Origin of the sequence: Algibacillus agarilyticus, assembly GCF_003286125.1 — a bacterium.
In the GTDB taxonomy this organism is placed as follows: domain Bacteria; phylum Pseudomonadota; class Gammaproteobacteria; order Enterobacterales; family Alteromonadaceae; genus Algibacillus; species Algibacillus agarilyticus.
Genome location: NZ_QMED01000001.1, coordinates 294,841 through 319,699 on the forward strand (window position 1 = coordinate 294,841; position 24,859 = coordinate 319,699).

The 24,859-nt window shown below is 40.0% G+C and carries 17 protein-coding genes and 1 other RNA gene; 8 read left to right on the plus strand and 10 right to left on the minus strand.

Annotation, left to right across the window (positions count from 1 at the left end; genetic code table 11):
* Positions 1-5 precede the first annotated feature (5 nt).
* Complete coding sequence (locus tag DPX34_RS01315) at positions 6-608, minus strand: UPF0149 family protein (protein WP_111976604.1); 603 nt, start codon at positions 606-608, stop codon at positions 6-8.
* Between the two features lie 174 nt (positions 609-782).
* Here DPX34_RS01315 and ssrS point away from each other — a divergent pair.
* A non-coding RNA gene (ssrS, locus tag DPX34_RS01320) (6S RNA) lies at positions 783-963 on the plus strand.
* Between the two features lie 228 nt (positions 964-1,191).
* Here the strand turns inward: ssrS and DPX34_RS21845 are convergent.
* The gene (locus DPX34_RS21845; RefSeq protein WP_198673596.1) at positions 1,192-6,039 is read right to left on the minus strand and encodes a family 31 carbohydrate-binding protein; all 4,848 of its coding nucleotides are present in this window, start codon (positions 6,037-6,039) and stop codon (positions 1,192-1,194) included.
* 425 nt (positions 6,040-6,464) lie between these two features.
* On the opposite strand from DPX34_RS21845, the gene DPX34_RS01350 reads away from it, so the two are divergent.
* From DPX34_RS01350 to DPX34_RS01370, 5 genes are all read left to right on the plus strand, one after another.
* Positions 6,465-7,013 (plus strand): hypothetical protein, encoded by a 549-nt coding sequence (locus DPX34_RS01350; RefSeq protein ID WP_111976605.1) that lies wholly within the window; start codon positions 6,465-6,467, stop codon positions 7,011-7,013.
* Between the two features lie 10 nt (positions 7,014-7,023).
* Positions 7,024-8,784, plus strand: a complete 1,761-nt coding sequence (locus tag DPX34_RS01355) for an OmpA family protein (RefSeq protein ID WP_111976606.1) — start codon at positions 7,024-7,026, stop codon at positions 8,782-8,784.
* 25 nt (positions 8,785-8,809) lie between these two features.
* Positions 8,810-9,295, plus strand: a complete 486-nt coding sequence (locus tag DPX34_RS01360) for a Rab family GTPase (RefSeq protein ID WP_111976607.1) — start codon at positions 8,810-8,812, stop codon at positions 9,293-9,295.
* A gap of 5 nt (positions 9,296-9,300) precedes the next feature.
* Positions 9,301-11,400 (plus strand): putative bifunctional diguanylate cyclase/phosphodiesterase, encoded by a 2,100-nt coding sequence (locus tag DPX34_RS01365; protein WP_111976608.1) that lies wholly within the window; start codon positions 9,301-9,303, stop codon positions 11,398-11,400.
* Positions 11,401-11,585: 185 nt separating this feature from the next.
* Positions 11,586-12,323: an NUDIX hydrolase gene (locus tag DPX34_RS01370; RefSeq protein WP_111976609.1), complete on the plus strand. Its 738-nt coding sequence runs from the start codon at positions 11,586-11,588 to the stop codon at positions 12,321-12,323.
* A gap of 54 nt (positions 12,324-12,377) precedes the next feature.
* Here DPX34_RS01370 and DPX34_RS01375 read toward each other — a convergent pair whose 3' ends face one another.
* The 3 genes from DPX34_RS01375 to rimK all read right to left on the minus strand — a co-directional run bounded on the left by DPX34_RS01375 (position 12,378) and on the right by rimK (position 14,853).
* Positions 12,378-12,830: an ATP-dependent zinc protease family protein gene (locus DPX34_RS01375; protein ID WP_111976610.1), complete on the minus strand. Its 453-nt coding sequence runs from the start codon at positions 12,828-12,830 to the stop codon at positions 12,378-12,380.
* An 85-nt stretch (positions 12,831-12,915) separates the two neighbouring features.
* On the minus strand, positions 12,916-13,941 hold the full coding sequence (locus DPX34_RS01380; protein ID WP_111976611.1) for a succinylglutamate desuccinylase/aspartoacylase family protein: 1,026 nt from the start codon (positions 13,939-13,941) through the stop codon (positions 12,916-12,918).
* A 6-nt stretch (positions 13,942-13,947) separates the two neighbouring features.
* Positions 13,948-14,853 carry a 30S ribosomal protein S6--L-glutamate ligase gene (rimK, locus tag DPX34_RS01385; RefSeq protein ID WP_111976612.1) on the minus strand — a complete coding sequence of 302 codons (906 nt, stop codon included), beginning with the start codon at positions 14,851-14,853 and terminating at the stop codon, positions 13,948-13,950.
* 469 nt (positions 14,854-15,322) lie between these two features.
* Between rimK and DPX34_RS01390 the strand changes: the two genes are divergently transcribed.
* Positions 15,323-16,282 carry an acetylxylan esterase gene (locus DPX34_RS01390; RefSeq protein ID WP_111976613.1) on the plus strand — a complete coding sequence of 320 codons (960 nt, stop codon included), beginning with the start codon at positions 15,323-15,325 and terminating at the stop codon, positions 16,280-16,282.
* 5 nt (positions 16,283-16,287) lie between these two features.
* Positions 16,288-17,016, plus strand: coding sequence for an esterase family protein (locus tag DPX34_RS01395; RefSeq protein ID WP_111976614.1), 729 nt, complete (start codon positions 16,288-16,290; stop codon positions 17,014-17,016).
* A 329-nt stretch (positions 17,017-17,345) separates the two neighbouring features.
* Here the strand turns inward: DPX34_RS01395 and DPX34_RS01400 are convergent, their stop codons facing one another.
* The 5 genes from DPX34_RS01400 to clpP all read right to left on the minus strand — a co-directional run bounded on the left by DPX34_RS01400 (position 17,346) and on the right by clpP (position 24,785).
* Positions 17,346-19,247, minus strand: coding sequence for a SurA N-terminal domain-containing protein (locus DPX34_RS01400; protein WP_111976615.1), 1,902 nt, complete (start codon positions 19,245-19,247; stop codon positions 17,346-17,348).
* 382 nt (positions 19,248-19,629) lie between these two features.
* Positions 19,630-19,902: a nucleoid-associated protein HU-beta gene (gene hupB, locus DPX34_RS01405; RefSeq protein ID WP_111976616.1), complete on the minus strand. Its 273-nt coding sequence runs from the start codon at positions 19,900-19,902 to the stop codon at positions 19,630-19,632.
* 229 nt (positions 19,903-20,131) lie between these two features.
* A complete protein-coding gene (gene lon, locus DPX34_RS01410; RefSeq protein ID WP_111976617.1) occupies positions 20,132-22,522 on the minus strand; it encodes an endopeptidase La in 2,391 nt (796 codons plus the stop codon).
* 234 nt (positions 22,523-22,756) lie between these two features.
* Positions 22,757-24,049, minus strand: a complete 1,293-nt coding sequence (gene clpX / locus DPX34_RS01415) for an ATP-dependent protease ATP-binding subunit ClpX (RefSeq protein ID WP_111976618.1) — start codon at positions 24,047-24,049, stop codon at positions 22,757-22,759.
* Between the two features lie 124 nt (positions 24,050-24,173).
* Positions 24,174-24,785, minus strand: coding sequence for an ATP-dependent Clp endopeptidase proteolytic subunit ClpP (gene clpP / locus DPX34_RS01420; RefSeq protein ID WP_269815493.1), 612 nt, complete (start codon positions 24,783-24,785; stop codon positions 24,174-24,176).
* Positions 24,786-24,859: the final 74 nt, after the last annotated feature.

The following is a 24,859-nucleotide window of genomic DNA, read 5'->3' on the forward strand; positions in this document are numbered from 1 at the left end:
AACAACTAATGTAAGGTTGGTTTTTTAGGCAAATCTTCTGGTAAGGCATTACCAAATTCACCAAAACATAAAACAGACGTAATGCGAATATATTCAACGATCTCTTCAAACGACTGAAAATTTTCTTCGTTTTCTTCAAGCTGGGTGTCCATCGAACTAATCGAGACTAAATCTTGAAAGGCTTCACGAATTTCAGAGTCGGCATCTTGCAACTTAATTTTTTGAATGCCCACGGCTGATAAAAAGCCATTTAACCATTCAATTAAGGTTTCAGCGCGCTCGCTAAGTGCTACATCATCTTCAGGCAAAAAGAGTTGAAAACTGATTTGGCCATCTTTAAATTGGCTAAAACTCGTTTTATATAAATCGGTCATGGCCGCGGCAACTTCATCGGGTAATAAAGCACCATCAAGGCAAAAATCACGAATAACCGATAACCATTCTCGACTATGCTCGCTCATACCGCCGCAAATCACACCGCATAAAATACCGTGAACTTCAGAAGCACTACACGTTAATTTGTGGGTTTGCAGTAAAAAATCAAAATCGTCGTAATTAGGTAAACTGGCATCTGACATAAAAATGGTCTCTTCGTGTGTACTATTCATACCGCACAACTTAAGGGTGCGCACTAACAAATAAAAACTTATTCAATACAATCATACACTTAAGCATATAAAGCGTATTCTTTAAGGTAAACATTATAGCGCATACGGTTTGTATATGGCATTATATTACCGACTTAAACACAGCAAGTGCTATGTTTTTGTATGTTCACACTATGTTCCCTGGAGTATGTGCTAACGGTTATGTCCCTGAGCCGATAATTCTACTTTCAGGATCCTGGCTTAGTTACTATTGAGCAAGCTCGGCTCGTATCGAGAAGCCTACGGTAATTATCCAGCTTCCGCCTTGAACCTACGGTTCAAGGGCTAATACCCGCAGCGGTATTCTGGGGAACACCCACTTTTGATAATTTTCTGCTCTCTATAACCTATTTTATTCCTTATTTTTTTAACAATACCTTCTAATTATACCGTTTAAGTATATTTAGCTATTCATTTTTCGGTATAAAAAAGCCCCGACTCACTTAACTTAGGGTTAAGCTGATCGAGGCTTGGGGTTTGTGCTTTGCTTTGTGCTGAGCGCGGTACTTAGCCCTATATTACCGGGCTAAGCTCTACAGGGATTTTATAATGAACGTAAAAAGCTTAGTAGCTGTTCACGTTCGGTTGCACTGGCGCTTTCGTATGCGGCTCTTGCGGCTGCAGCTTCACCATTATGTGCTCGAACGGCGGCATCTAAGCCTTTTGCGCGGCCATCGTGCATAAACAATACGTTGTTTTCGTTTGCGGCAATGGCTTCACGTTGGTTTTTGTCGTGTGATGCATTTTTGCCTCCGGCTGAAACTTCGGCATCCATACTGAATGCGTTAACTTCGGCTGTGCGACCTAAACCCCAAAGTGGTGCGGTGCGAAATGCGCCATCGCCTAAATCATGGGTCAGTAAATCACTGTATGGACGAATAACATTGCCGTCGGTTGTGATTTGGCTTTCGGTATGACAAACCGCACATTGCATTTCGTTTTTAAACAGTGCTTCACCGGCGATCACGCTTGGCTCAAATAACAAGCTTTTATCGCGCTGCGGCACGGCTACTTCTTTTGAGTAGTTGGTTAGGCGATCAACCATGGTTTGATCTGGGTTGGTTACGCCAAAATCGGCACCCAACGCAAAGCGCACTGCGGCTTCAACATCTTCACGGTTACCAGCCCAACCAAAGCCTGCTTTACCTGGAAACTGTACTTTTTCAAGTAAACCTAAGCCAATAAGTGGCGGTGCGATACGTGGGCCAACGTTCGGCACGTTAAAGATCACTTGGCTACGACCATCGTTTACATGGCAACTTTCGCAGGTATTAAAACCTGGGTTTATGTCGTCGCCTATGTTCACGCGAAAATCTTCGTGTTGCTCAACAAAATCACGCGCGACTTGTAAATCACTGGTGTGGTTGTGTTGCATAAAGGCTGATGCTTTTTCGTATGCGTTTGCACCAAAGGCATCGATGCTGGCATAACCGCCAAGTGTTGCACGTGGGTCGACCGATTCACGTACCCAGCCATGGCCTTTTACGTAAAATAGCATTTGGCTGTATAGGTTTGAGCCTGCGCTATCACGCGGTATTACACGCAGCTCCCAATCGATGTTTTGTCCGTAGGCAAAATTTTGACCTAGGTTACACATTGCACTGTTATAAGCGGCATCGAGTGGTTCACACGCTAAGCTGATTTGCTGACGTGGGCTACCGCCGCCGGCTCGTTCTTCACTGCCTTCAATCGCAGCCCATGTGATGTCGTCGGTTGCTGACATGGTTGAGTAATTTTCGTAGGTTAAATCGATACGCACGAGTAAATCTTTACCGGGCTCATCTTGTGTAACGGTTGCGGTAAAACGCGGTAAGTTTTTAAAGTGACCTACGCTGTTATTGACTGGATCAATGCGCTCATTAAAAACGTTGTGATCGTTGAAGTATCCTTGTGGATGTTGAAAGCGTATCCAACCGGCAAAGGTTTCTGGGTCGGCATTATAGGTGCCCGACATACAGCCTTTGTTTAAACCGTATAGCGCTGAATCTTGATATGCCAGTGCGTTACCAATTTCACCTTGTTGTGGGGCAATTTTGCGCTTGTAAGATACATAGTAAACCGATTCGCCTTGCAACCAATCACTCGGTACTTGCATTGTGGCCGTATTGCCATTGCGGGCGCTTTCTACTGTGCCTAAGTGTTGTAAGCGACCGTTTACATCGTTACGGAAGAATACAGCGCGGGCACTGTCACCCCAAACGTTTGACGCCAACTGATTACCCGCTGTGAATACAACCGTGTTGTTTTGGGTATAAACATGGTAACCAATGTTAGGGATGTTGCTGCTGGCATATAAATCTGCACAGGCTGGTACTACCGATTTTTGCCATGTGTTGTCGGCAAACTCTGGCGTTGGTAAATCGGCAACCCACCATACGTCATTTACGCTATGGCCATTTGTATCACCTGCTTGTGTGTCGTTAGCGAATAAGTATAAGTTTTCGCCATTTAGGGTTACTTGCAGTGTGCCGTCGGTACGCGCTTGAGTTGCTAAACCCGTTACGCCAACTGGTGCGATCACATCTTCAGTGGTTGCGACGGTGTAAGCTGGCCATACGGTTGCACACCCGCCGTTGCACTGGCTTTCGCCACCCGCATCAACATCAAAGGTATAAAGTGTGAACCCAGCTTGTGCTGAATCGGCACCGGCCACGAGGTAATTTCCAAGCGTTGCATTGTTCGCTACACTCACCGTTGTTGCTGCAACTGGCGTTTCGGGTTCAGTTGGTGGCTCAATTGGTGGTTCTGTTGGTGTTTCAGGGTCTGTTGGTGTTTCTGGATCAACAGGTGGTTCTGTAGGTGTTGAGCTATTTTGGCTAAATTCAATGGTTTTGCTCACCATAAATTGGCTTAATATATCGTCTTGTATTTTAAATTCGATATCGTAAGTTTGACCTAATGCCGCATTCGCAGTACGACTATATACCCCATCAGTTAATGTACCTGGGCGACAATCACCGTTAACACATAGGTAGTTCCAGCTTGCTGTCCAACCGTTATCAACATGGAATACACGCATGGTATTGGCATCAACATAGGCCGCACCAAAATCTTCTGTCGGTTGTGCTGGTGTTTCTGGCTCAGTTGGTGTTTCTGGCTCAGTTGGTGTTTCTGGCTCAGTCGGCACTTCTGGCTCGGTTGGTGTTTCTGGCTCAGTCGGTACTTCTGGCTCGGTCGGTGTTTCTGGTTCTGTTGGCGGCACGCTTACGTTAGCTTTAAAGGTTGCGTCTTTGCTAACCATAAATTGGCCAAGCGAGTTATCTTGCGTTTTAAATTCGATTGCATAGGTTTGATTTAAAACCGCTGTCACATCGCGATAAAACAAGCCATTCTCACGTGTAGTTTGACGACAATCAGCATTAACACACAGGTAATTCCAGCTCGCTGTCCAACCATTATCCACATGATAAACGCGCATGGTTGTATCGTTAACGTAGCTTATACCGAACGCTTCCATCGGTTGTTCTGGTTCAGTTGGTGTTTCTGGCTCGATTGGCGTTTCAGGCTCTACCGGTACTTCGGGTTCAGTCGGTGTTTCTGGCTCGATTGGCGTTTCAGGCTCTACCGGTACTTCGGGTTCAGTCGGTGTTTCCGGCTCGGTGATCACGCTACCTTCTACGCAGGCTGAATCAACATTATTACCTGGGTTAACCGTAAATTGCCCCGACAAGCACTGACCCGTCGCGTTATCTTGCACTTTAAATTCAATAACATAATCTTGCTCTGCATTAACAGTACCAAAGTTATGTTCGTAACGGTCGCCGTTTAATGTCGCACTCTGACAACTATTGTTTAAGCAAAGATAAGCCCACGAACCACTTTGCTCACCTTTTAAGTGATAAACCAAACCTTCGTTGGTTAAACCAAATTCGGCACTGGTTGTGGGCGGTTCAGGTTCGGTTGGTGTTTCTGGATCAGGTTGTTGAACAGAATCATCGAATGCGGTTAAGGTATGGGTTTGTGTGCTGCTGTTACCGGCTGAATCTGCCGCGCTGATCACCACATTATTATCACCTACCGTTAAATCACTGGCTAAAATGGTCCACGTGTATTCACCATCCCCTTTGCTTTGTGAAGGATAAGCCGTGCTATTTACACTTAAATCAACGGTACTTAACCCTTCAGGTGAATCGGTGACGGTGCAACTAAACGTAACATTAGTTGAGGTTGCTACGGGTTGTGATTGATCAAATGCGCAGGCATTAATAACCGGATCACTGCTTGGCTCACTAACACCACCCAGTACAAAACCATTTTGCTCGCTGACTAAATCAATAAAGTGATTTTTAATTGTTGAATTTAGTTGGATGCGCGAATCGGTATATTTAAAGAAGTTAGCACCGGCTTGATCGGCTGCGCTTTCCCATTGTGGTTGCGCGGTCCAATCGGCATTAATGTAATGCCATGCTTTGGTGGATGTGCGCATGATTTCGGCATTTTTTTCGTTAAACCAATCAAGGTTATTCACGATCGTAACGGGGTTGCCTGAACCTTGTGCCGCTTGTTGGCTGCTGCCAAATACTTTTTTATAATCGTATTGCACACCCAGTTGGCCATGCGGTGTGACTTCGGCAATAAATAAAGGTAAGCCTTCGGCTTCTGCAATTTCAGCTTCTTCGTTTATATCACTGTTAAATTGTGAAACACCGACCCAATCAACATATTGCTTACCCGGCCAGTAACCTTGCTCTTGGTTACCTAATGCCGATGTGCTGACACGCCCCGTGCCATGATAAGCATCTGATTGCCATACATGCGCAACGTTATTTACGCCTTGGTTATCTAAAAAGGTTTTAACGTATTTGTAAATCGTTTTAAAGCCGTCGGCACTTAAACCGTGCGCATCACCATTGAATTCGTAACACGTACGCAAGAAGAATTTGGTATTGGTGTAGCTTTTAAAGAAGTCGGCCAGTTCAGTTAATAAATCATCGTGAGTGCCGTTTTGTGCTAATGCTTGTGCTTGTGATTCACCCGGGCAAAACATACCCAGGGCAACGACTTCTGGGTTGTAGGTTTCGATCACCCACTGTGCATTTTGTACACCTGAACCCCATTGGTTGCGACGCTGATTATCGGCACAGCCAGCGGCTGAGTTAGAGTTGTAATTACCGATATTTTTTAAACCGTCTAAGCCTTTAAAACAATAATCGGTTGTTGGCTCGGTATCACCGCGTGTTAATGTGGTGTACATGGTAAAACCATTAGGCTGAGGTAAAGAAGGATCGGCCATGTATTCTTCAATTGATACTTGGTCTTGACCCAATATGAATAGTCGTTGTCCGTCCGCTGGGATCGTTGGTTTAGCTGCAACACTTTCGGTTGCGCTTAATAAGCCACCAAAAGCAATCGACAAAGATATTATCGAATTGGCTAGTTTATTTTTTTTCATCAGCATCTCACTCTGTAAGAAAATTAGGGTGTCGTTTTTGTAAATATGTTGTTTGTCTCTTTATAAGTATTTTCAATTCGGCACAAACCAAATTGTTAACGTTATCATAACATTCAAATAGACACGGTTAATTATGTTTTTTTACTTTACAGGGTGATTTTGTTACTTTTTTATAACATTTAGTTTGAACGTTTTAATGGCTATGTGAGTAGTTGGAATAACACAAACAATTTGCTCTGTTGGGATAAGATAAAGGCTTTTTTGGTAATATCACTTTCAAGCATGACTCTTCTCTTGCTTTACCCCTTGCTTTTCCCCTTTGATATTTCCATTATGAAAGTTATATTTTTGCTTGAAAAATCATCAGTCTAATGTCTTAATTGTATCTTGACTGTGTAAGTAAATATTAATTAGGGATGTTTGATATGTCAGACGAACAAAATGAGCAAGTTAACGATCTGCCAGATGAAGTGAATCAAAATACAGAAGCATCAGTGACAGAGCTAGATCAACTAAGACAAATTGTATTTGGCAGTGCTAAAAGTCAACTAGAAAACCAAATTGCAAACCTAACTAATCACATGGATCAGCGGTTTGTTGAATTACAACAAACTATGAACGATGAGTTTTCGGCGCTTAAAGTACATTTGCAAAATACCGCAAATGAGTTAGATGACAGAATCAGTTTGAATGATCAAAAACAAGATGAAAAAGCAGTAGAGCTAAACGCATACGCAGACAAAATAGCCTCTGAACTTGAAATATCAGATACCAATTCAGACCAACACTTTAACGAAATGCAAGCACGTTTTGACAAAGAGATGGATCAATTAACCGACACCTTTAACAAAAAAATAGAAGATGCGCTTAATAAATTATCTCACGTTAATGAAGAATTAAACTCGTCTAAAACCGACCGTAAAACACTCGCTAGGTTGCTGGCAACCGTTGCTTCAGGGTTAGAAGCCGAGTAAAGGTAAACTCATGACGTCTGCCAAGGATAAGCCAGACCCAACAGACCCTAACCATGATCTAAATTCAATTAGAGACATCGTATTAGGTAAAGATAGCTCACACGTAGTCGATGCGGTCAATCGTCAAGCAAGAGAGATCGTACGCGATGTAGTAACTGAAGCCCTGCACGACCGCGAGCAATCAGATCAATCGGTTAATAAAATTTTGGTACCACTGGTTGAAAAGTCGGTTGAACAATCTGTCGCTAACCGAAGCGAACAAATGGTTAGCGCGCTTTACCCCCTTGTGGGTAGCTTGGTTAGAAAGTCAGTTAGTGCGTTTTTTGCTGAGTTTATGCAAAAAACCAATCAGCTTATCGAAAATAGTTTTACATGGCGCGGTATAAAATGGCGTTACCAAGCGTGGCGACAAGGCATTAATTACGCAGAATATATCACCCGAAAAACATTTAGTTTTAGGGTTGAACAGGTACTGCTTATTCATGCTAAAACCGGGTTATTGTTAAAGTCGATTAGTGTAGAAAAAGACGCAGCCGATGCCGATTTGGTTTCGGCAATGTTAACGGCCATCAATGACTTTGTTAGTGATTCTTTTCAACAAGAAGATTCGGCTGAGCAACAGTCGCTAAGTGTTGTTAAAACCAATGATTTTACTTTGGTTGTTAAACCTGGTCCTAACGCGATATTAGTGGGCGCAGTGACCGGTACGGTGCCTGAAACCCTCAACCAGCGCTTTGACCTTGCACTAGAAGAAGTTCACCAAATTTACCATAAGCAACTGTTAACATACGAAGGTGACAACGAACCGTTTGAAGCCTGTGATCCTATTTTACGACAATGTTTAATTAGTCAGCTTAATACCACTAAAAAAACCGTTCCGTGGCTTGCATTTATTGTTATGGGTATTGCTTCAGTCGCGTTAATTGGCGGGCTCACCTTTAGGTTTATTCAATTAAACAAGCTTAGTTTGCTTAAAAACATTGGTAACGAGCAGGGAATTGTACTGTTGCAGGCCAATCTTAATGGAATAAGCCAATTCAATCTTAAGTTACTACGCGATACACACGCTACGCCCATTACTGAATGGCTAAAAATGCATGAACTCAATATAGACCACGTTAATGTTCAAGAGTTTCCGTTTGTCTCTACCGAACCAGAAATCATTAACCATAAAATACAGTCTGTTATCGATCGTTATAATGCAGTACAGTTTGAATCAATGTCAGCTGAATTTAATGGTCAAGTTAACTTAAGCCAATATAAGTCAATGCAATCTCAATTGCTTGCTATTCCTGGTTTTAGTTTGTCTAACTACTCATTTGATAAGTTATTAATTGACACCCCAAAACCAGCGGTAAACCTGTTAGAAACACGTGAATTCAATATGTTGGTTAATGACATTAATCAATCTTGGATTGAGTTCGACATAGAGCAAGGTCAACTCTCTACAATGAGTAAAAAGACCTTGAGTCATGTACATAAAAAATTGGTTCGATTAATTGATCTGAGTATTATTTTAAATATTGATATGCGATTGCTAATAATCGGCATTAGCGATAAATCAGGTCAAAGCGGCGTTAATAAAAAATTAAGTGAGCAAAGAGCTTTTTCTGTTAAACAATATCTGGTTAAAAACGCAATAAAGGCGCATTATATTCATGCATTGGGCGCTGGTGAAATCGACGATAGCGATATAGCGTCTAACGCTCGTCGTGCCGTTTTTAGCGTGTTGCTACTTTCAGACAACAATAAGTCAGGTTTTAAACAGTAGCTTGTGATTAACCAAGGATAGATGAATGATACAAAAAAAAGTCGCTATTATTGGCGCTACCGGCGTAGGTAAAACCAGTTTAATTCGCCAGTATGTTGAAGGGATATTTAGCGAAAAGTATTTAACCTCTATTGGCGTCAAAATAGATAAAAAGCTGATTGAACTGGAATCAAAAAAAGTACAATTTATGATTTGGGATATCGAGGGTATAGACCAATTCTCTAGCTTTAACACTAAGTACCTACGCGGCACCAGCGGCGTGATTATTGTCGCTGATGTCACTCGTTCTTCTAGCTTTAATGAAGCATCAACTATTTTATTAGATGTTAAAAAGCAACTCGATATTCCTTGTATTCTGGCTTGTAATAAAACCGATTTAACTGAACTGCCAACCGACGACACCCTAAAAGAAACCACCGAAAAATTTAACTTTGTATACGAAACCAGTGCTAAAACAGGCAAAAATGTTGAAGCGATGTTTTATCAATTAGCCACAGCAGTTTGTGAGTAAACAACATGGAAAACTTACTTAATCAAGCGTTATCCATGGTTAACATGGCTATTTTTAGAAGACAGCAAAACGCGCAATATTTTTTAGTTTATGCAAGCCAACCTTGGTTTGAGCGCTGTATTCCAAACGCAAAAATAAATAGTTATTTAACACTGGCGGGTACGTCACATTTTCTCGATGATTTTTTGCTTGATGCCGATGAGTTTTGGCAACAAGGCAGCGATAAACTGCTGCAATCTGAGGTATGGAAAGAAAACCTTCATACCGCAACCATGACCTTACAAGCGGTCGCTTACGTTAAAGACGGCAATGAGTTTCTTATTATTAAAGATGCCGCACTCGAATACCAAAACAGACAAGATACACTGCAGACTGCACGTGAATCAATGATTGAACATCAACAACTAATGGATTCGCATTTTAGTGCGCAAAATCGATTAGAAAACATGTTAACCCAAGCGGAGTCACAAACCCAACAAAGCCTACAGTTACTTGAAGCTTTAGACCATGCTGATTTAGGCGTTATTGTTACTGACAATAAGCAAGGTATATTGTTACAAAACCCCGCAAGCTTTCAGTTATTTTCAATTGAAAAATCATCACTTGATAACTCACCCCTGTCACAACTAAAACGCATTTTAGGCCATCAATTACCCGAATATACTAATTTGTTATCAAGTGGCCGACGTTGGGACGGCGAGTTATATTATACCGACGCAACCAATAACGAAAAATGGTTTCAAGCCACTCTTTTTACCATTAAAAACCAATATGGTGAAACGGCTTTTATTGTTTATTTAATAACTGACATCACGCGTTTAAAGCACCTAGTTAAACTTAACGAAACACTTTATCAGCAAGACATATTAACCGAACTGCCCAATCGCCAAAGTTTATTTGCCTATATCAGTCAGCAAATGGCCAATAATATTCCGTTAAAGCTAACCTGTATAAATATAAAAAGATTTAGTTTATTTAATAAACATCATGGTTATACCAAGGGTGATCAAATACTTAATTCTTTTGCTAGTTGGCTGTCATCAAACTTTAGCCAAGCCAAGTATATTGCGCGTATAGGTGGTGACGAATTTGCACTGATAGACTGCCCTGTATCAGGCAATGACATTTTAACGCTTAATCAAAACACTAAGTGGCAAATAGACAATCAGTCCGTTGATTTAATGTTAAGCATTGCAGAGGTCGAAAGCCCGATTTATGGGCGAGATATCAACGAGTTAATGAAAAACCTAGATCTTGCAATGCATCTATCTAGACCTTGCTTTGAATCAAAATTTAAACTATTTGACGAACAAGTAAAAGCATCAGCCGAACTTACTCTTATTATTGAAAAAAACCTACCAATGGCATTAGAAAACGATGAGTTCGAGCTTTATTTACAACCCATAATAGATGTGGTTTCAGGCGAAGTCATTCAAGCTGAAGCACTTATACGCTGGAACCACCCTAAACATGGCATGATCAGCCCGGAAGATTTTATTTCAATTGCCGAACAAACCGGAGCCATAATTCCAATTGGTAACTGGGTGATTACTAAAACATGTGAATATGCTAAACGCTTTAATGATTTAGACAAAAAAATTAAAATCTCGTTTAATGTATCGCCAATACAACTCGCCAGCAATGATCTGCTGCAACATTTACAATACGAAGTCTCTCGCCACGAATTACAAAGAGGTCAATTAGAAGTAGAAATAACCGAAAACATTATGGTTTCTAATATTGACCAATATCAGCACTTATTTAAACATTGCAAAGAGCTTGGTATTTCAATTGCTATCGATGACTTTGGTACCGGTTATAGTTCTTTATCTTACCTAACTAAGTTTCCGGTAGACAAACTTAAAGTTGATCGTTGTTTTATTGCTAAAGTGCTCGAAAACCATACCAATAAGACCATTGTAGAAGCCGTTATTTCGTTAGCAAATAGTCTAAATATCGACATTGTCGCGGAAGGTATTGAAACACAAGATCAGTCAGATTTTTTAGCCGATAAAAATTGCACATCACTGCAAGGTTATTATTACAGTAGACCCTTACCGTACCAAACATTTTGCCAATTTATACTGTCGAATAATGCGGGGTAATATTGTGTAAGCCGCCCTAGTGGCTCTGTATTATGCTTGATAAACATAATGTAAATTCGGTTGATAACCCCAAGTGACTTCAAGAGGCGTGTTGCTATATCTTAAAGTCACTAAGCGTTAAGAGTTTAATTTGCGTTAGATACGTTTTATAGTACAGCTGATTATATTAACAAGAGACTTGCACATTGCTAACTTATGTTGAAGATGCATTTAATGGGGTTATTATATCAACCGCATTAACCGATTTAGATGCACCCACTTTTTCACTTACGCTTAAAGATATTATTGACGAAATAACCGGCCTTAAAAAACAATTAGCCTGGCTAACGTTAACACATGAGCAAGCACAGTATATTCCCATTGCGACTGCATTAGGTTTTGTTTTTCATAACTGCTTAGAACATGAAATCACTCTTATTTTACGCTTAAAAGCCGATGCTTACGCGCCTTTTGTGCCCACTCATTCTATTGGCGCTGGCGCATTGGTGATTAATGAACAACAAGTTTTAGTTGTTAAAGATGCAGCGCAAGAAAGCTCAGGCTTTAAATTACCCGGCGGCCACGTTGAATTAAATGAAGATATTAGCGAAGCGGCCGTGCGAGAAACATTTGAAGAAACCGGCATAAAAACAGAATTTGAGTCGATTATCGGTTTAGGTTGCCGACACCAATACCGCTTCGGCAAATCAAATATCTATTTTATTTGTAAACTAAAACCCACATCGCATGACATTGTTATTTCAGACCCGAAAGAAATTTTAGCCGCAGAATGGGTCGATATAGCGGTATTTTTAGCGGATGAAAATAATAGCCCATTTAATAAAATGATTATAAGTTCGTTATCCGACACTAAAGGGTTATTGCATTCACAGTTTAACTTGGCTAATAGCAATAAACGTGAAGTATTTTTGGGTCAACAATAAGAAGAATATTGCTCTGTGTTTAACACAGAGCAATAAATAATGATTCGGTGTTATTTAGGCTTCACTGTCGATTTCTGAATCACTATTATTAAGAATATAGTTTTGTGATGGGTCGACTAACACTTTATCGCCCATGCCTTCGCGCCCTAATAACATTAAATAACTCATATCTGAACGGTCTGTTAATGTTATTTCGATAGGCCAAGCTTGCCCACCCATTTTAATCGATGTTTGAATAACATAACGTTGTTGCGATGTGCCATTTGAAGATTTAACTCTTCGAATATCATGTAATTTAGCTTCGCACTGAGTAACGGTATCAACATTATAAAAATCGGGGTGGATATCAAATCGAACCCAAGGCTTACCAGCCCTTTTAAAACGCTTTAAATTATCAACATGTAACGAAGACGTTTGCGCGCCAGTATCAATTCTAATTTGTAACTCAGTGATATTAATATCGGGTAAATCACAAATCTCAAGCGCACCAATGATCATTTTTTCCATCTGCTATTTCTCTTAAAATATCGGTTTGATAAAACCTTGTGCTCGCGCCACAAAAAGGTGAAAGCACAAAGCAAGCAACAGGCTTTTATTTAGTTGCTTCATCGGGTAACAAGGTATCTTGCATTCGCTCTATATTTTCAACAATCTCTTCATCCGCTTCTGAAAAGTATGCAATATGAAATAATGCATCACCTTCTTGCGCCAGTGGAATATTTTGCTTACCGATAATAATGCCAGAGCGATTCGCTTTAACCGTATCAAAAATTTCACCTAACGGACTACCAATATTCGCTAGGGGTTCACCCTTATTAACTTGATCGCCTAGGTGTTTTAAGTCATTAACGATGCCACTACAGTTAGCCCGTGTCCATGCGCTGGTATTCGCAATAAAAGGGATCACTTTTTGCTTGCGTGTTTTAGCTCTAGCCGCGGTTAAACCAAGGTAAGCCAACACATTTGTAATACCTTTTAAACCCGCACGAATAGATAACTCATCAAAACGTAACGCTTGGCCTGCTTCATATAGTAATATTTTGGTACCCGATTCAACCGCAGCTTGACGTAATGAACCATCACGTAAATTTGAGTTTAATAAAACCGGTACACCAAAGGCTTCAGCTAAGTTAAGCGTCTCTTCATCTTTTAAATTGGCGCGCACTTGCGGCAAGTTTGAACGATGAATAGCACCCGTATGTAAATCAATGCCGTAATCACAGTGTGCAACAATTTCATTCAAAAACTTATGCGCCACGATGCCAGCAAGCGATCCCTTCGCCGAACCAGGAAAACAACGATTTAAGTCACGGCGGTCGGGCATGTATCGGCTTTGATTAAGTACACCATAAACATTAACCATAGGAACTAAAATAAGCGTACCCCGAATAACTTTAAGCGTTTTAAGCTTAACCAAGCGACGTATAATTTCAATACCGTTTAATTCATCACCATGAACGGCAGCTGAAACAAAAACCGTTGGCCCTTCTCTTTTACCGCGTATAACATGCACAGGCATACTCATATCGGTATCGGTATATAATCTAACAAGCGGTAAATCGATCTCTACCACGGTTCCCGGTAAAACAGTAACACCGCCAATGACGATCTCTTTCATTATTAATTAACCTTGACCACGAGTTCTAGTGTTGTTTGGTTTTGCATTAGTTTCAATGAATTCCATAACCATGGTTGCCACATCTTTGTTAGTCGCAACTTCAATGCCTTCTAATCCAGGTGAAGAGTTTACTTCCATCACGACTGGGCCATTTTTAGATTGTAAAATATCAACGCCGCATACGTTTAAACCCATGACCTTTGCGGCATTAACGGCAGTCGCACGCTCTTCTTTAGTTAATCTCACTAATGTAGCTGAGCCACCACGGTGTAAGTTAGAACGAAACTCGCCTTCAGCGCCTTGTCGTTTCATTGCGGCTACAACTTTATTGCCAACAACAAAACAACGGATATCAGCACCACCCGCTTCTTTAATAAACTCTTGTACTAAAATATTGGCATTCAACCCCATGAAAGCTTCAACAATGCTTTCTGCGGCTTTATCTGTATCGGCTAAAACCACGCCAATACCTTGTGTGCCTTCAAGTAATTTGATAACAACAGGTGCGCCACCCACATTTTTGATTAAGTCTTTAATGTTATCTGGGCGGTTAGCAAACCCCGTGCGTGGCAAACCAACACCTTTACGTGAAAGTAATTGCAACGAACGTAATTTATCACGTGAGCGACTAATGGCGACCGATTCGTTCACCGAGAACGTGCCCATCACTTCAAATTGACGTACAACAGACGTGCCATAAAAAGTAATTGACGCGCCAATTCTTGGAATAACCGCATCGTAGTATTCAAGCTCTTTGCCTTTATAACGTACTGTCGGTCGGCTTTTTGTGATATCCATATAACAATGTAATGTATCAATAACATCGACTTGGTGACCGCGGGCTTCGCCTGCTTCTTTTAATCGGCGAGTCGAATATAAACGAGGATTGCGCGACAAGATGGCAATTTTCATAATGTTCCTAGGGTAATTTTATTTAGTTATGATTAACCGTTTTTGATGGTTTAACCATAAGCGATGAACCTCATATCAGCCACTTAATACAAAAAATAAGTTTTATTTGCTTTTGTTTAAAAATTTATTTTTAGGTATTAAAACAATAACTGAACATCAAAAATATAATTAACGCACCACAAAACATGAGTCTAGATTAACCAAAAAACGCAATTATTGAGAAGCGATAAATTTTTTGCCTTTATATATGAGTTTTATCAAAACACATAATTTTATTTATCTATTTAACAAAATAATTTAGTTAATCATTTATCTAACTAAAAGCATTCAAATTATCCAATTGTGATTTTATTGTTTAGCACTATTAATTGTTCCAACATGGGTCACGATTTACGGTTATACTCAGTTATATACTCATGTTACATGGGCATGATGATTTATTTTTACTCAGTAATTAATTGGCTATCGTATGCAGAAATTGGACACGTTATATAAAGCAGAGCATCGTTATTCTTTGCAGCAACTGCTCGCGATAAAAACACCTTGTGCGCCTGATGATTTCGATTCGTTCTGGCAAAATATTTACGCCGAATGTTTAAATACCCACCCCAAGCCAACATTGCACGATACCGGTGAAATACACAAAAACTGGCGGGTTTTTAAATTGTACTACCAAACTACAGACCAACTTAAAATTGGAGGTTGGTTGTTAGTGCCACAAGATAAAGCGCCAACACGTGGTTTTATTGCAGGTCATGGTTACGGCGGCATTAACGAACCCGATTTTAATTTGCCATTTGATGATGCCGCGATACTGTTTCCTTGTTGCCGTGGAATTAGCCAAAGCCCAAATCCACCCATCTCTAATAACCCGCAATGGCATGTAATTCATGATATTGACAAAAAAGATCGGTATATTATGCGGGGCTGCGTTGAAGACATTTGGCTTGCGGTTAGTAGTATGTTGTGTTTTTTTCCTTATTTAGCCGGAAAATTAGGTTATGTCGGCATCAGTTTTAGTGGTGGTCTTGGCGCGATAGCCATGGCTTATGAAAAAAGAGTCGCTCGTGCACATTTTAATGTGCCTAGTTTTGGCGATCACCGTTTGAGGCTTCGACTTCCTACTTGGGGTTCGGGCCTAGCTGTGCAAGGCTTTTTTAAGCGTTACCCAAAAACAACATTAAACACATTACGTTATTATGATGCCGCTAATGCGGCTGAACGCATTGTAATCCCCACGCATTGTGCGTTAGCATTACAAGATCCCGTCGTCACTCCGCCTGGGCAATTTGCCATTTATAATGCGTTGAAGTGCGATAAACATTTGTATGTGCTTGAAGCAGGTCACTCTGAGTACCCTAGCCAAGAACAACAAAAACAGGAATTAAAGCAAGAGCTAATTAACTTTTTTAGCCCCTTACTCGAATAAAAATAATGAAAAGAGAATATCATAAGTGGTGGAGCCACAGTTTACAAAGAGATATGGAAATACTCGTCTTTGGGCATGCGGGTGCTAAAGTACTTGTTTTTCCTACCCGCGGTGGTCGTTTTTATGAATACGAAAACCTGCGTATGGTTGACAAGCTAAAAGATAAAATAGAAGCAGGTCAAATGCAGCTATTTTGCATTGATAGTGTGGATGCCGAAAGCTTTTATTGTTTTTGGGCTCACCCTGCTGGGCGCATTGAGCGACATCAAAAATATGAACGTTATGTTATTGATGAAGTATTACCCTTCATGGACGGAATGAACGATCACGACTGCACCATCAGCCATGGTTGTAGCCTCGGGGCTTTTCATGCCGCTAACATCGCATTCAGGCACCCTGAAAAGTTTAAAAAGTTGTGTGTGTTTAGCGGTCGTTATGATTTAACTTTACAGGTTGAACACTTCTCGGATCTGCTCGATGGCTATTATGATGAAAACGTCTACTTTAATACCCCAACTCACTTTTTACCCAACTTAAGTTGCGAATCTGCGTTATCGAATTTACGCAATATGGATATTGTTATCGTGATCGGAGCGGAAGATCCTTTTCTTAATAATAATCATCATTTAAGTGAGATATTGCATGCAAAAGGCGTTAACCATCAGCTTCATGTTTGGGGAGAGCGAGCACACCGTGGGTATTATTGGCGGCGCATGGTGCCTATGTATTTATAAATTTTATTATTTTTAAGCAATAAAAAAACCGGTATCAACATACCGGTTTTTTTGTACTCAATTGAAATTGAGTTAAGTGAATATAAGTCTATTCATCAGAAAAGCGTGTTATATAGTCTTCTCGCTCAGGTTTTATGGTTCATTGTCAGCGCTTACTCTCGACTTTGGCTCCTGCGTCGTTCTAACACCTAAATCCATTTAGGCGGCCTCAATCACATAATAGAGCATATGCTCATGGCGTCTCGCCCCTTACCTGCATGGATGCAGGTAAGGGGCGAGAGCAGGACGCGGTAGCTTTGACGGCTTCCCCTAAAACCTGATCGCTTTGACTATACACCCGAATCAGTTTGCGTTGGTAACGGTAATTCAATTGTTGAATTTTCTTTTAACGCTTCAAGCACAGCTCGGTATTGGCTTTCAGAATTTGCCGATAGTAAACGTTGTTTAACCGCATCGTCAGCTTCGGCTTCACTTGTTGTTACCGCCGTTAACTTGATCACACTAACTGCATTACCAAATTGTACCCATGAATAACTAGGTGACATATCAGTCGGTTTAGCCATTTCAAACGCTTTACGTTTAATTGGGCCAGTCACATCGGTATTATTGCGGCCAATAGCCGTCACCACTTTAAGCTCACTGTTTTTAGCGGTTAATGATTCAGTAATATCTTGATTAGCCCAAGTTGCAGCCAACTCTGTAGCCCACGCTTCTGCCGCTTCTTTTGCTTTACGTGTAGTAATAACGGCTTCAACTTGTGATTTAACCTCTTCTAACGATTGCGTTACGGCAGGCTTATAATCTTGAGCACGCAATATAACAATGCGATTCGCATCAACTTCAATTAGCTCACTGTTATAACCATTTTGCGCAACATCTTCAGAAAATGCAGCTTGCAAAATTTTAGGGTTATTCAAAGCTGCAGGTGCAGTCGCTTCATCAAAGAGTGGTGTATTAATAAGTTCAACACCCACTTCTGCAGCCGCATCAATCAATGAATCAGAAATTTCAAAAGCTAACTCAGCTACTTTCTGTTGTTTTTCAATAAATAAGATATTCGCTTTTTCACGTTTTATACTGAGCTCGATATCCGCTTTAACATCATCTAAAGGTTGAACCGCTTCAGCTTCAATGTCTGTTAACTTAATTATATGATAACCAAATGAGGTTTTAACCACATCTGAAATGTCGCCAATCGCCGTTAAAGCAAACGTGGCTTCTTCAAATTCAGGCGCCATAACCCCCTTACCAAAGAAATCTAAATCACCGCCATTTTCACCCGAAAAAGTATCTTCCGAATTTGATTTTGCTAACGCTGCAAAGTCTTCGCCCGCTTTTACTTGAGCTAATAATGCTTGAGCTTTAGCTTCTGATGCCGATGCATCATCACCTGTGCTAATCAATATATGTGAAGCACGACGACGTTCTTCACGTAAATAAGCATTCATATTGCTTTCGTATTGAGCTTGTATATCTTCATCGCTAACGGCAATTGAAGGTAATAAGTCATCAACTGTTAATTCAAGATAAGTAATAGCGACTTGTTCAGGTGTTCTGTATGAATCTAACGTTGATTGATATTCTTGCTCTAGTTCAGCAGCTTCAATAACAACGTCTGATTTGAATTGCTCAAGATCAACTTCTGCATACGTAAAATCACGAGTTTGATCTTGTAACTTTGCATATTGGTTTAATTCATGTGGTAATGAAAACTCAGAATCAGTTAAAGCTAATAGCAATTGGCGACGTTGCATGTCTGAACGCAACATTTCACGAAAGGCTGAAGCTTGATAACCGGCACGGGCTAACAATTGTAAATAACGATCGTTGTTAAATTTACCTTCAACCTGAAATTCTGGCATTTCAATAATGGCTTTTTTAACTTGTGCATCACTAATGCGTAAGCCTAAGTCATCAGCTAATTGATCTGATAATTCTTGGTTAACTAAACGGTCTAAAACACCCGCTCGAAAATTACGCATATAATTTTCATCTGATGCTAATTGACCAAATAATTCACCAAATTGACCTTCCATTCGAGAACGTTCATTTTGATATGCACGATCAAACTCAACTTGGGAAATGGCTTTGCCATTAACTTCTGCGGCAGGTATATCACCTTGGGTATTGATGTATGAACCAACACCAGCCACTGCAAAACTTAGAATGACTAAGCCTAATATGATTTTTGCACCAATACCTTGGCTGCTTTCACGGATTCTTTCTAACATTAGTAGTTATGACCTATGCTGCTTGAATTCTTATCTTAAAATAGCTGGCAATTGTACCTAGCCACAATAAGCTTGACTAGCTCTGAAACGATTCTATTTACATTTTTTTAAACATTCTTGGACTAACTCATGATTTAAATTATTAAATACCCCTATTTCAGCTCCACAATACAAATTATCCCCTGATATTTTATTTTTCTCGCCGTGTTTATTAAAGACAATGCAGTAGAAAAAGAGGAAGTGGAGTGAGATAACAATAAATTTAAATTAAGCGGTCGGTGTATATTCAAAAAAATAAACGCTAAATGGCGTGGGGTTAAATAGAAACAGGCTTTGGTTTAACAACCAAAGCCTGTTTTTAAAAGCTCATAAACAAAATTTTTTAGTTTACTGCGTCTTTTAATGCTTTACCTGGTTTGAAAGCTGGAACGTTAGCTGCAGCAATTTCAATAGTCTCACCTGTTTGCGGGTTACGACCACTGCGAGCAGCACGCTCACGTACAGAAAAAGTACCAAAGCCAACAAGCGCTACTTGGTCATTTTCTTTTAAAGCATCAGATACTGAATCTGTAAATGCATCTAATGCACGGCCCGCTGCAGCTTTAGATATATCAGCGCCAGCTGCAATTTTATCGATAAGTTGAGACTTATTCACTATTTTCATCCCCTTCAATTGTTATTATTTCGACACCAGATCAAGCGGGATGCTAGTTCTGGCTGATTCCCAAAAATTTATATCAGTCTTAGCGTTAGGATTCAAGCACGTTTTTTAATAAACATGAAAAAAAGTGCTTTTTGGCCTATCCGCTAGCCCTTATTCTATAAGGGCTAGCTAATATTAGCTATTTTTTAATCAGTTTAATGAGTTGTATTTATCAAACCCATTATTTTTTTTCTGATGCATTTTCGCTGTCAGATTTAAAATTATCAACAGGTTCAAAACCACTTGGATCATGTTCCAGCGCTAATTTTAACACTTCATCAATCCATTTAACGGGATGAATACTTAAACCCGCTTTGACGTTATCAGGGATTTCTTGTAAGTCACGTTCATTATCTTTAGGGATAATAACCGTTTTAATCCCACCTCGATAAGCGGCTAATAACTTCTCTTTTAACCCACCAATCGCTAATACTTCACCACGTAAGGTTATTTCACCCGTCATGGCTACATCACAGCGAACAGGGTTACCCGTTAAGCTAGAAACAAGTGCCGTACACATACCAATACCCGCACTTGGGCCATCTTTTGGTGTTGCGCCTTCAGGCACATGTACGTGGATATCACGTTTAGTATGAAACTCTGGGTTAATCCTTAATGATTCAGCACGAGAACGAACAATGGTCATTGCAGCGGTGATAGACTCTTTCATGACATCACCTAGTGAGCCGGTTGTTACCATGCCGCCTTTACCCATAACCGATGCGGCTTCAATCGTCAGCAATTCACCACCCACTTGCGTCCACGCTAAACCAGTCACTTGACCAATTTGGTTATCATTATCGGCTTTACCATAATCAAATCGCTGCACGCCAAGGTAATCATTTAAATTGTCACCATCAATGGTCACTTGTTTTAAATCTTTATCAAGCAGAATATTTTTTACGGCCTTACGACACATTTTTGAGACTTCACGCTCTAAGCTTCGCACACCGGCTTCACGCGTGTAATAACGAATAATACCGAGTAAAGCAGAGTCTTCGATCACCAATTCGCCTTTTTTCAGGCCATTACGTTCAATTTGTTTTGGCACTAAATAACGAGCTGCAATGTTCAGTTTTTCATCTTCGGTGTAGCCTGATAAACGAATAACTTCCATTCGATCAAGTAACGGTCCTGGGATATTCATACTGTTGCTGGTAGCCACAAACATGATGTCAGATAAATCGTAGTCAACTTCAAGGTAATGATCAGCAAACTTATTATTTTGTTCAGGATCAAGGACTTCTAATAATGCAGAAGCCGGATCACCGCGCATGTCGGCAGACATTTTGTCAATTTCATCAAGTAAAAATAAAGGATTTTTAACCCCAACTTTTGACATATTTTGAATTAACTTACCCGGCATTGAACCAATATACGTACGTCGATGCCCGCGTATTTCAGCTTCGTCACGCACGCCACCGAGTGCCATTCGAATATACTTACGGCCAGTCGCTTTAGCGATTGATTGACCTAAAGAGGTTTTACCCACACCTGGCGGCCCAACTAAACATAAAATAGGGCCTTTAACCTTGCTCATACGTTGTTGTACGGCTAGATACTCAATTATACGTTCTTTAACTTTATCTAAGCCGTAGTGGTCAGCATCAAGTAATTTTTGTGCCGCGACTAAGTCTTTTTTAACTTTTGAACGTTTTACCCAAGGCACACCAATTAACGTGTCTATGTAGCTGCGCACCACGGTGGCTTCAGCTGACATAGGCGACATCATTTTTAATTTTTGTAATTCAGCGCGTGCTTTTTCTTCTGCCTCTTTTGGCATTTTGGCTTCGGTAATTTTTTGCGCTAACGCTTCAAATTCATCAGGCGTATTTTCATCTAACTCGCCTAACTCTTTTTGAATCGCTTTCATTTGCTCATTTAAGTAATACTCACGCTGACTTTTTTCCATTTGCTTTTTAACGCGCGTGCGTATTTTTTTCTCGACTTGTAATAAATCGATTTCACCTTCCATCAGTGCCATTAAATATTCTAAACGGGCACCCACAGCGAGGATCTCAAGCACATGTTGTTTTTCAGACAACTTAAGCGGCATATGAGCAGCCATCGTATCAGCAAGACGAGCAGGCTCATCAATTCCACTCAACGATGTCAAAACTTCAGGTGGAATTTTTTTATTTAATTTAACGTAACCTTCAAATTGCGATATAGCTGAACGAATTAAAACTTCTTGTTCTTTTTCGTCGATATCTTCTGCGTCTAATTTTTCAATATCAGCAACAAAAAAGTCATCCGTTTGAGTAAACTCGCGAATTTTAGCGCGCTGATTACCTTCCACTAGCACTTTAACCGTACCGTCAGGTAATTTTAACAACTGTAAAATGGTTGCAACTGAACCAATGTCATACATATCATTTTGTTGTGGTTCATCAACTGTTGCGTCTTTCTGCGCAACTAAAAAGATTTGCTTCTCGTTTTCCATCGCTGCTTCTAAACAACGGATTGACTTTTCTCGGCCGACAAATAGTGGAATAACCATATGTGGGTAAACCACGACATCTCGAAGTGCCAATACAGGCATATTAGTGTTGCCTGAACTTACTGTTGCCATAATGAGGTCTCTTTGATGGAATTTATTAGGTTGTCATTAAGCGTTATATGGGGATAACTCATTGCAGATCAATCATTTTTTTTAAAATACACAAAAAAAACGACTAATTGACTAATTATTGTGCGGTTTATTTTTTTAGCGCTATTTTAATACACAAACACAAGACACAAACGCAAGACACAAAAAAAGCGAGATAAACTCGCTTTTTAATCACTAAACCTAACTGAATTAGAATTATTCAGATACGGCTTGTTTACTTTCTGGATTGTCATAAATCAAAATAGGTTTTGATTCACCACTGATAACCGTTTCATCAATTACCACTTTACTGACATTATCCATTGTTGGTAAATCATACATGGTATCAAGTAAAACGTTTTCAACAATCGAACGTAAGCCACGTGCGCCAGTATTACGATCCATTGCTTTACGTGCTATTGCTCGTAATGCATCTTCACGGAATTCAAGCTCAGCACCTTCCATGTTAATTAGCGCTGCATATTGCTTGGTAATTGCGTTTTTAGGTTCACGCAAGATTTGCAATAATGCATCTTCATCTAATTCAGTTAAGGTAGCGACTACCGGTAAACGACCGATAAACTCAGGAATTAAGCCATATTTAACTAAATCTTCCGGTTCAACTTCTAAAAACGTATCGGTCAATGAACGTTTTTCAGCTTTACCCAGCACTTCAGCACCAAACCCGATACCGGTATTTTTAGCGGTACGTTGCTCAATAACCTTATCCAAGCCCGCAAATGCACCGCCACAAATAAATAATATTTTAGATGTATCGACTTGCAAAAACTCTTGCTGTGGATGTTTACGACCACCTTGTGGTGGAACAGACGCGATCGTGCCTTCAATTAACTTAAGTAAGGCTTGTTGCACACCTTCGCCTGACACATCACGAGTTATCGACGGGTTATCTGATTTACGTGAAATTTTATCGATTTCATCAATATAAACGATACCACGTTGAGCCTGCTCTACATCATAATCACATTTCTGTAATAATTTTTGAATGATGTTTTCAACATCTTCACCAACATAACCGGCTTCGGTTAATGTCGTCGCATCTGCCATCGTAAACGGTACATCAAGTAAGCGAGCAAGCGTTTCGGCGAGTAATGTTTTACCACTTCCCGTTGGGCCAATTAACAAAATATTACTTTTGCCTAATTCAACGCCTTCTGCTGTTTTATCGCCATTGCGTAAACGCTTATAATGATTATATACCGCCACAGATAAAACGCGCTTGGCGATACGTTGACCAATGACATAATCATTTAAATGTTCATTAATTTCTGCTGGTGTTGGTAAGGCATCACGTTCGCTTTTAACGGGTGATATCTCTTTAATCTCTTCTCGAATAATGTCATTACATAACTCAACACATTCGTCACAGATGAATACAGATGGCCCTGCAATCAGCTTACGTACTTCATGCTGACTTTTACCACAAAATGAGCAGTATAGGATTTTACCATTGTCGTCGGTACCATCACCTTTGCGACTATCCGTCATCTAAATACCTCTAACCTTATTCGTGTTCTACCATCCAAAACTAGGACGATTTTTTAAACTATTATCATAGCGGCTCTGCCCTATTTAGACAATTAACCGCTAATAATTAGATTTAATAGGTATCTTAACGTGAAGTTAATACTTCATCAATTAAACCGTATTCTTTAGCGTCTTCTGCACTCAAGAAATTATCACGATCAGTGTCATGTGATACTTTGTCAATTTCTTGGCCAGTGTGTTCGGCTAACAAACGATTTAATTTAGCTTTAATACTTAAAATCTCTTTTGCATGTATTTCAAAATCTGATGCTTGACCTTGGAATCCGCCTAATGGCTGATGGATCATAACGCGTGAATTAGGTAACGCAAAACGCTTGCCTTTCTCACCACCTGATAATAAAAATGCGCCCATGCTTGCTGCTTGGCCAATACATACTGTTGATACATTCGGTTTAATAAACTTCATTGTATCGTAGATAGCCATGCCTGCCGTTACTGAACCACCAGGAGAATTGATATATAAGTGAATATCTTTATCAGGGTTTTCAGATTCAAGAAACAACAATTGAGCAACAATAAGATTCGCCATATGATCTTCGACTTGACCAACAAGAAAAATCACACGTTCTTTTAATAATCTAGAATAAATATCGAACGAACGCTCACCTTTAGCCGTTTGTTCGATAACCATAGGAACTAATGCACTAAGCGGGTCAAAATGGGTATTATCTGTCAACTTAAAATCCTTTACTCAATAAAAAATGGCTTGAATGCGATACATTCAAGCCATTTAAACAAGATCTACTATGT

Excerpts from the sequence above, each read along its gene's own strand:
- DPX34_RS01350 (WP_111976605.1), top strand. The coding sequence starts at position 6,465 with ATGTCAGACGAACAAAATGAGCAAGTTAACGATCTGCCAGATGAAGTG.
- DPX34_RS21845 (WP_198673596.1), bottom strand. The coding sequence starts at position 6,039 with ATGAAAAAAAATAAACTAGCCAATTCGATAATATCTTTGTCGATTGCT.
- DPX34_RS01355 (WP_111976606.1), top strand. The coding sequence starts at position 7,024 with ATGACGTCTGCCAAGGATAAGCCAGACCCAACAGACCCTAACCATGAT.
- DPX34_RS01375 (WP_111976610.1), bottom strand. The coding sequence starts at position 12,830 with ATGGAAAAAATGATCATTGGTGCGCTTGAGATTTGTGATTTACCCGAT.
- DPX34_RS01315 (WP_111976604.1), bottom strand. The coding sequence starts at position 608 with ATGAATAGTACACACGAAGAGACCATTTTTATGTCAGATGCCAGTTTA.
- DPX34_RS01365 (WP_111976608.1), top strand. The coding sequence starts at position 9,301 with ATGGAAAACTTACTTAATCAAGCGTTATCCATGGTTAACATGGCTATT.
- DPX34_RS01390 (WP_111976613.1), top strand. The coding sequence starts at position 15,323 with ATGCAGAAATTGGACACGTTATATAAAGCAGAGCATCGTTATTCTTTG.
- clpX (WP_111976618.1), bottom strand. The coding sequence starts at position 24,049 with ATGACGGATAGTCGCAAAGGTGATGGTACCGACGACAATGGTAAAATC.
- rimK (WP_111976612.1), bottom strand. The coding sequence starts at position 14,853 with ATGAAAATTGCCATCTTGTCGCGCAATCCTCGTTTATATTCGACTCGC.
- DPX34_RS01360 (WP_111976607.1), top strand. The coding sequence starts at position 8,810 with ATGATACAAAAAAAAGTCGCTATTATTGGCGCTACCGGCGTAGGTAAA.
- DPX34_RS01395 (WP_111976614.1), top strand. The coding sequence starts at position 16,288 with ATGAAAAGAGAATATCATAAGTGGTGGAGCCACAGTTTACAAAGAGAT.
- DPX34_RS01380 (WP_111976611.1), bottom strand. The coding sequence starts at position 13,941 with ATGAAAGAGATCGTCATTGGCGGTGTTACTGTTTTACCGGGAACCGTG.
- DPX34_RS01400 (WP_111976615.1), bottom strand. The coding sequence starts at position 19,247 with ATGTTAGAAAGAATCCGTGAAAGCAGCCAAGGTATTGGTGCAAAAATC.
- lon (WP_111976617.1), bottom strand. The coding sequence starts at position 22,522 with ATGGCAACAGTAAGTTCAGGCAACACTAATATGCCTGTATTGGCACTT.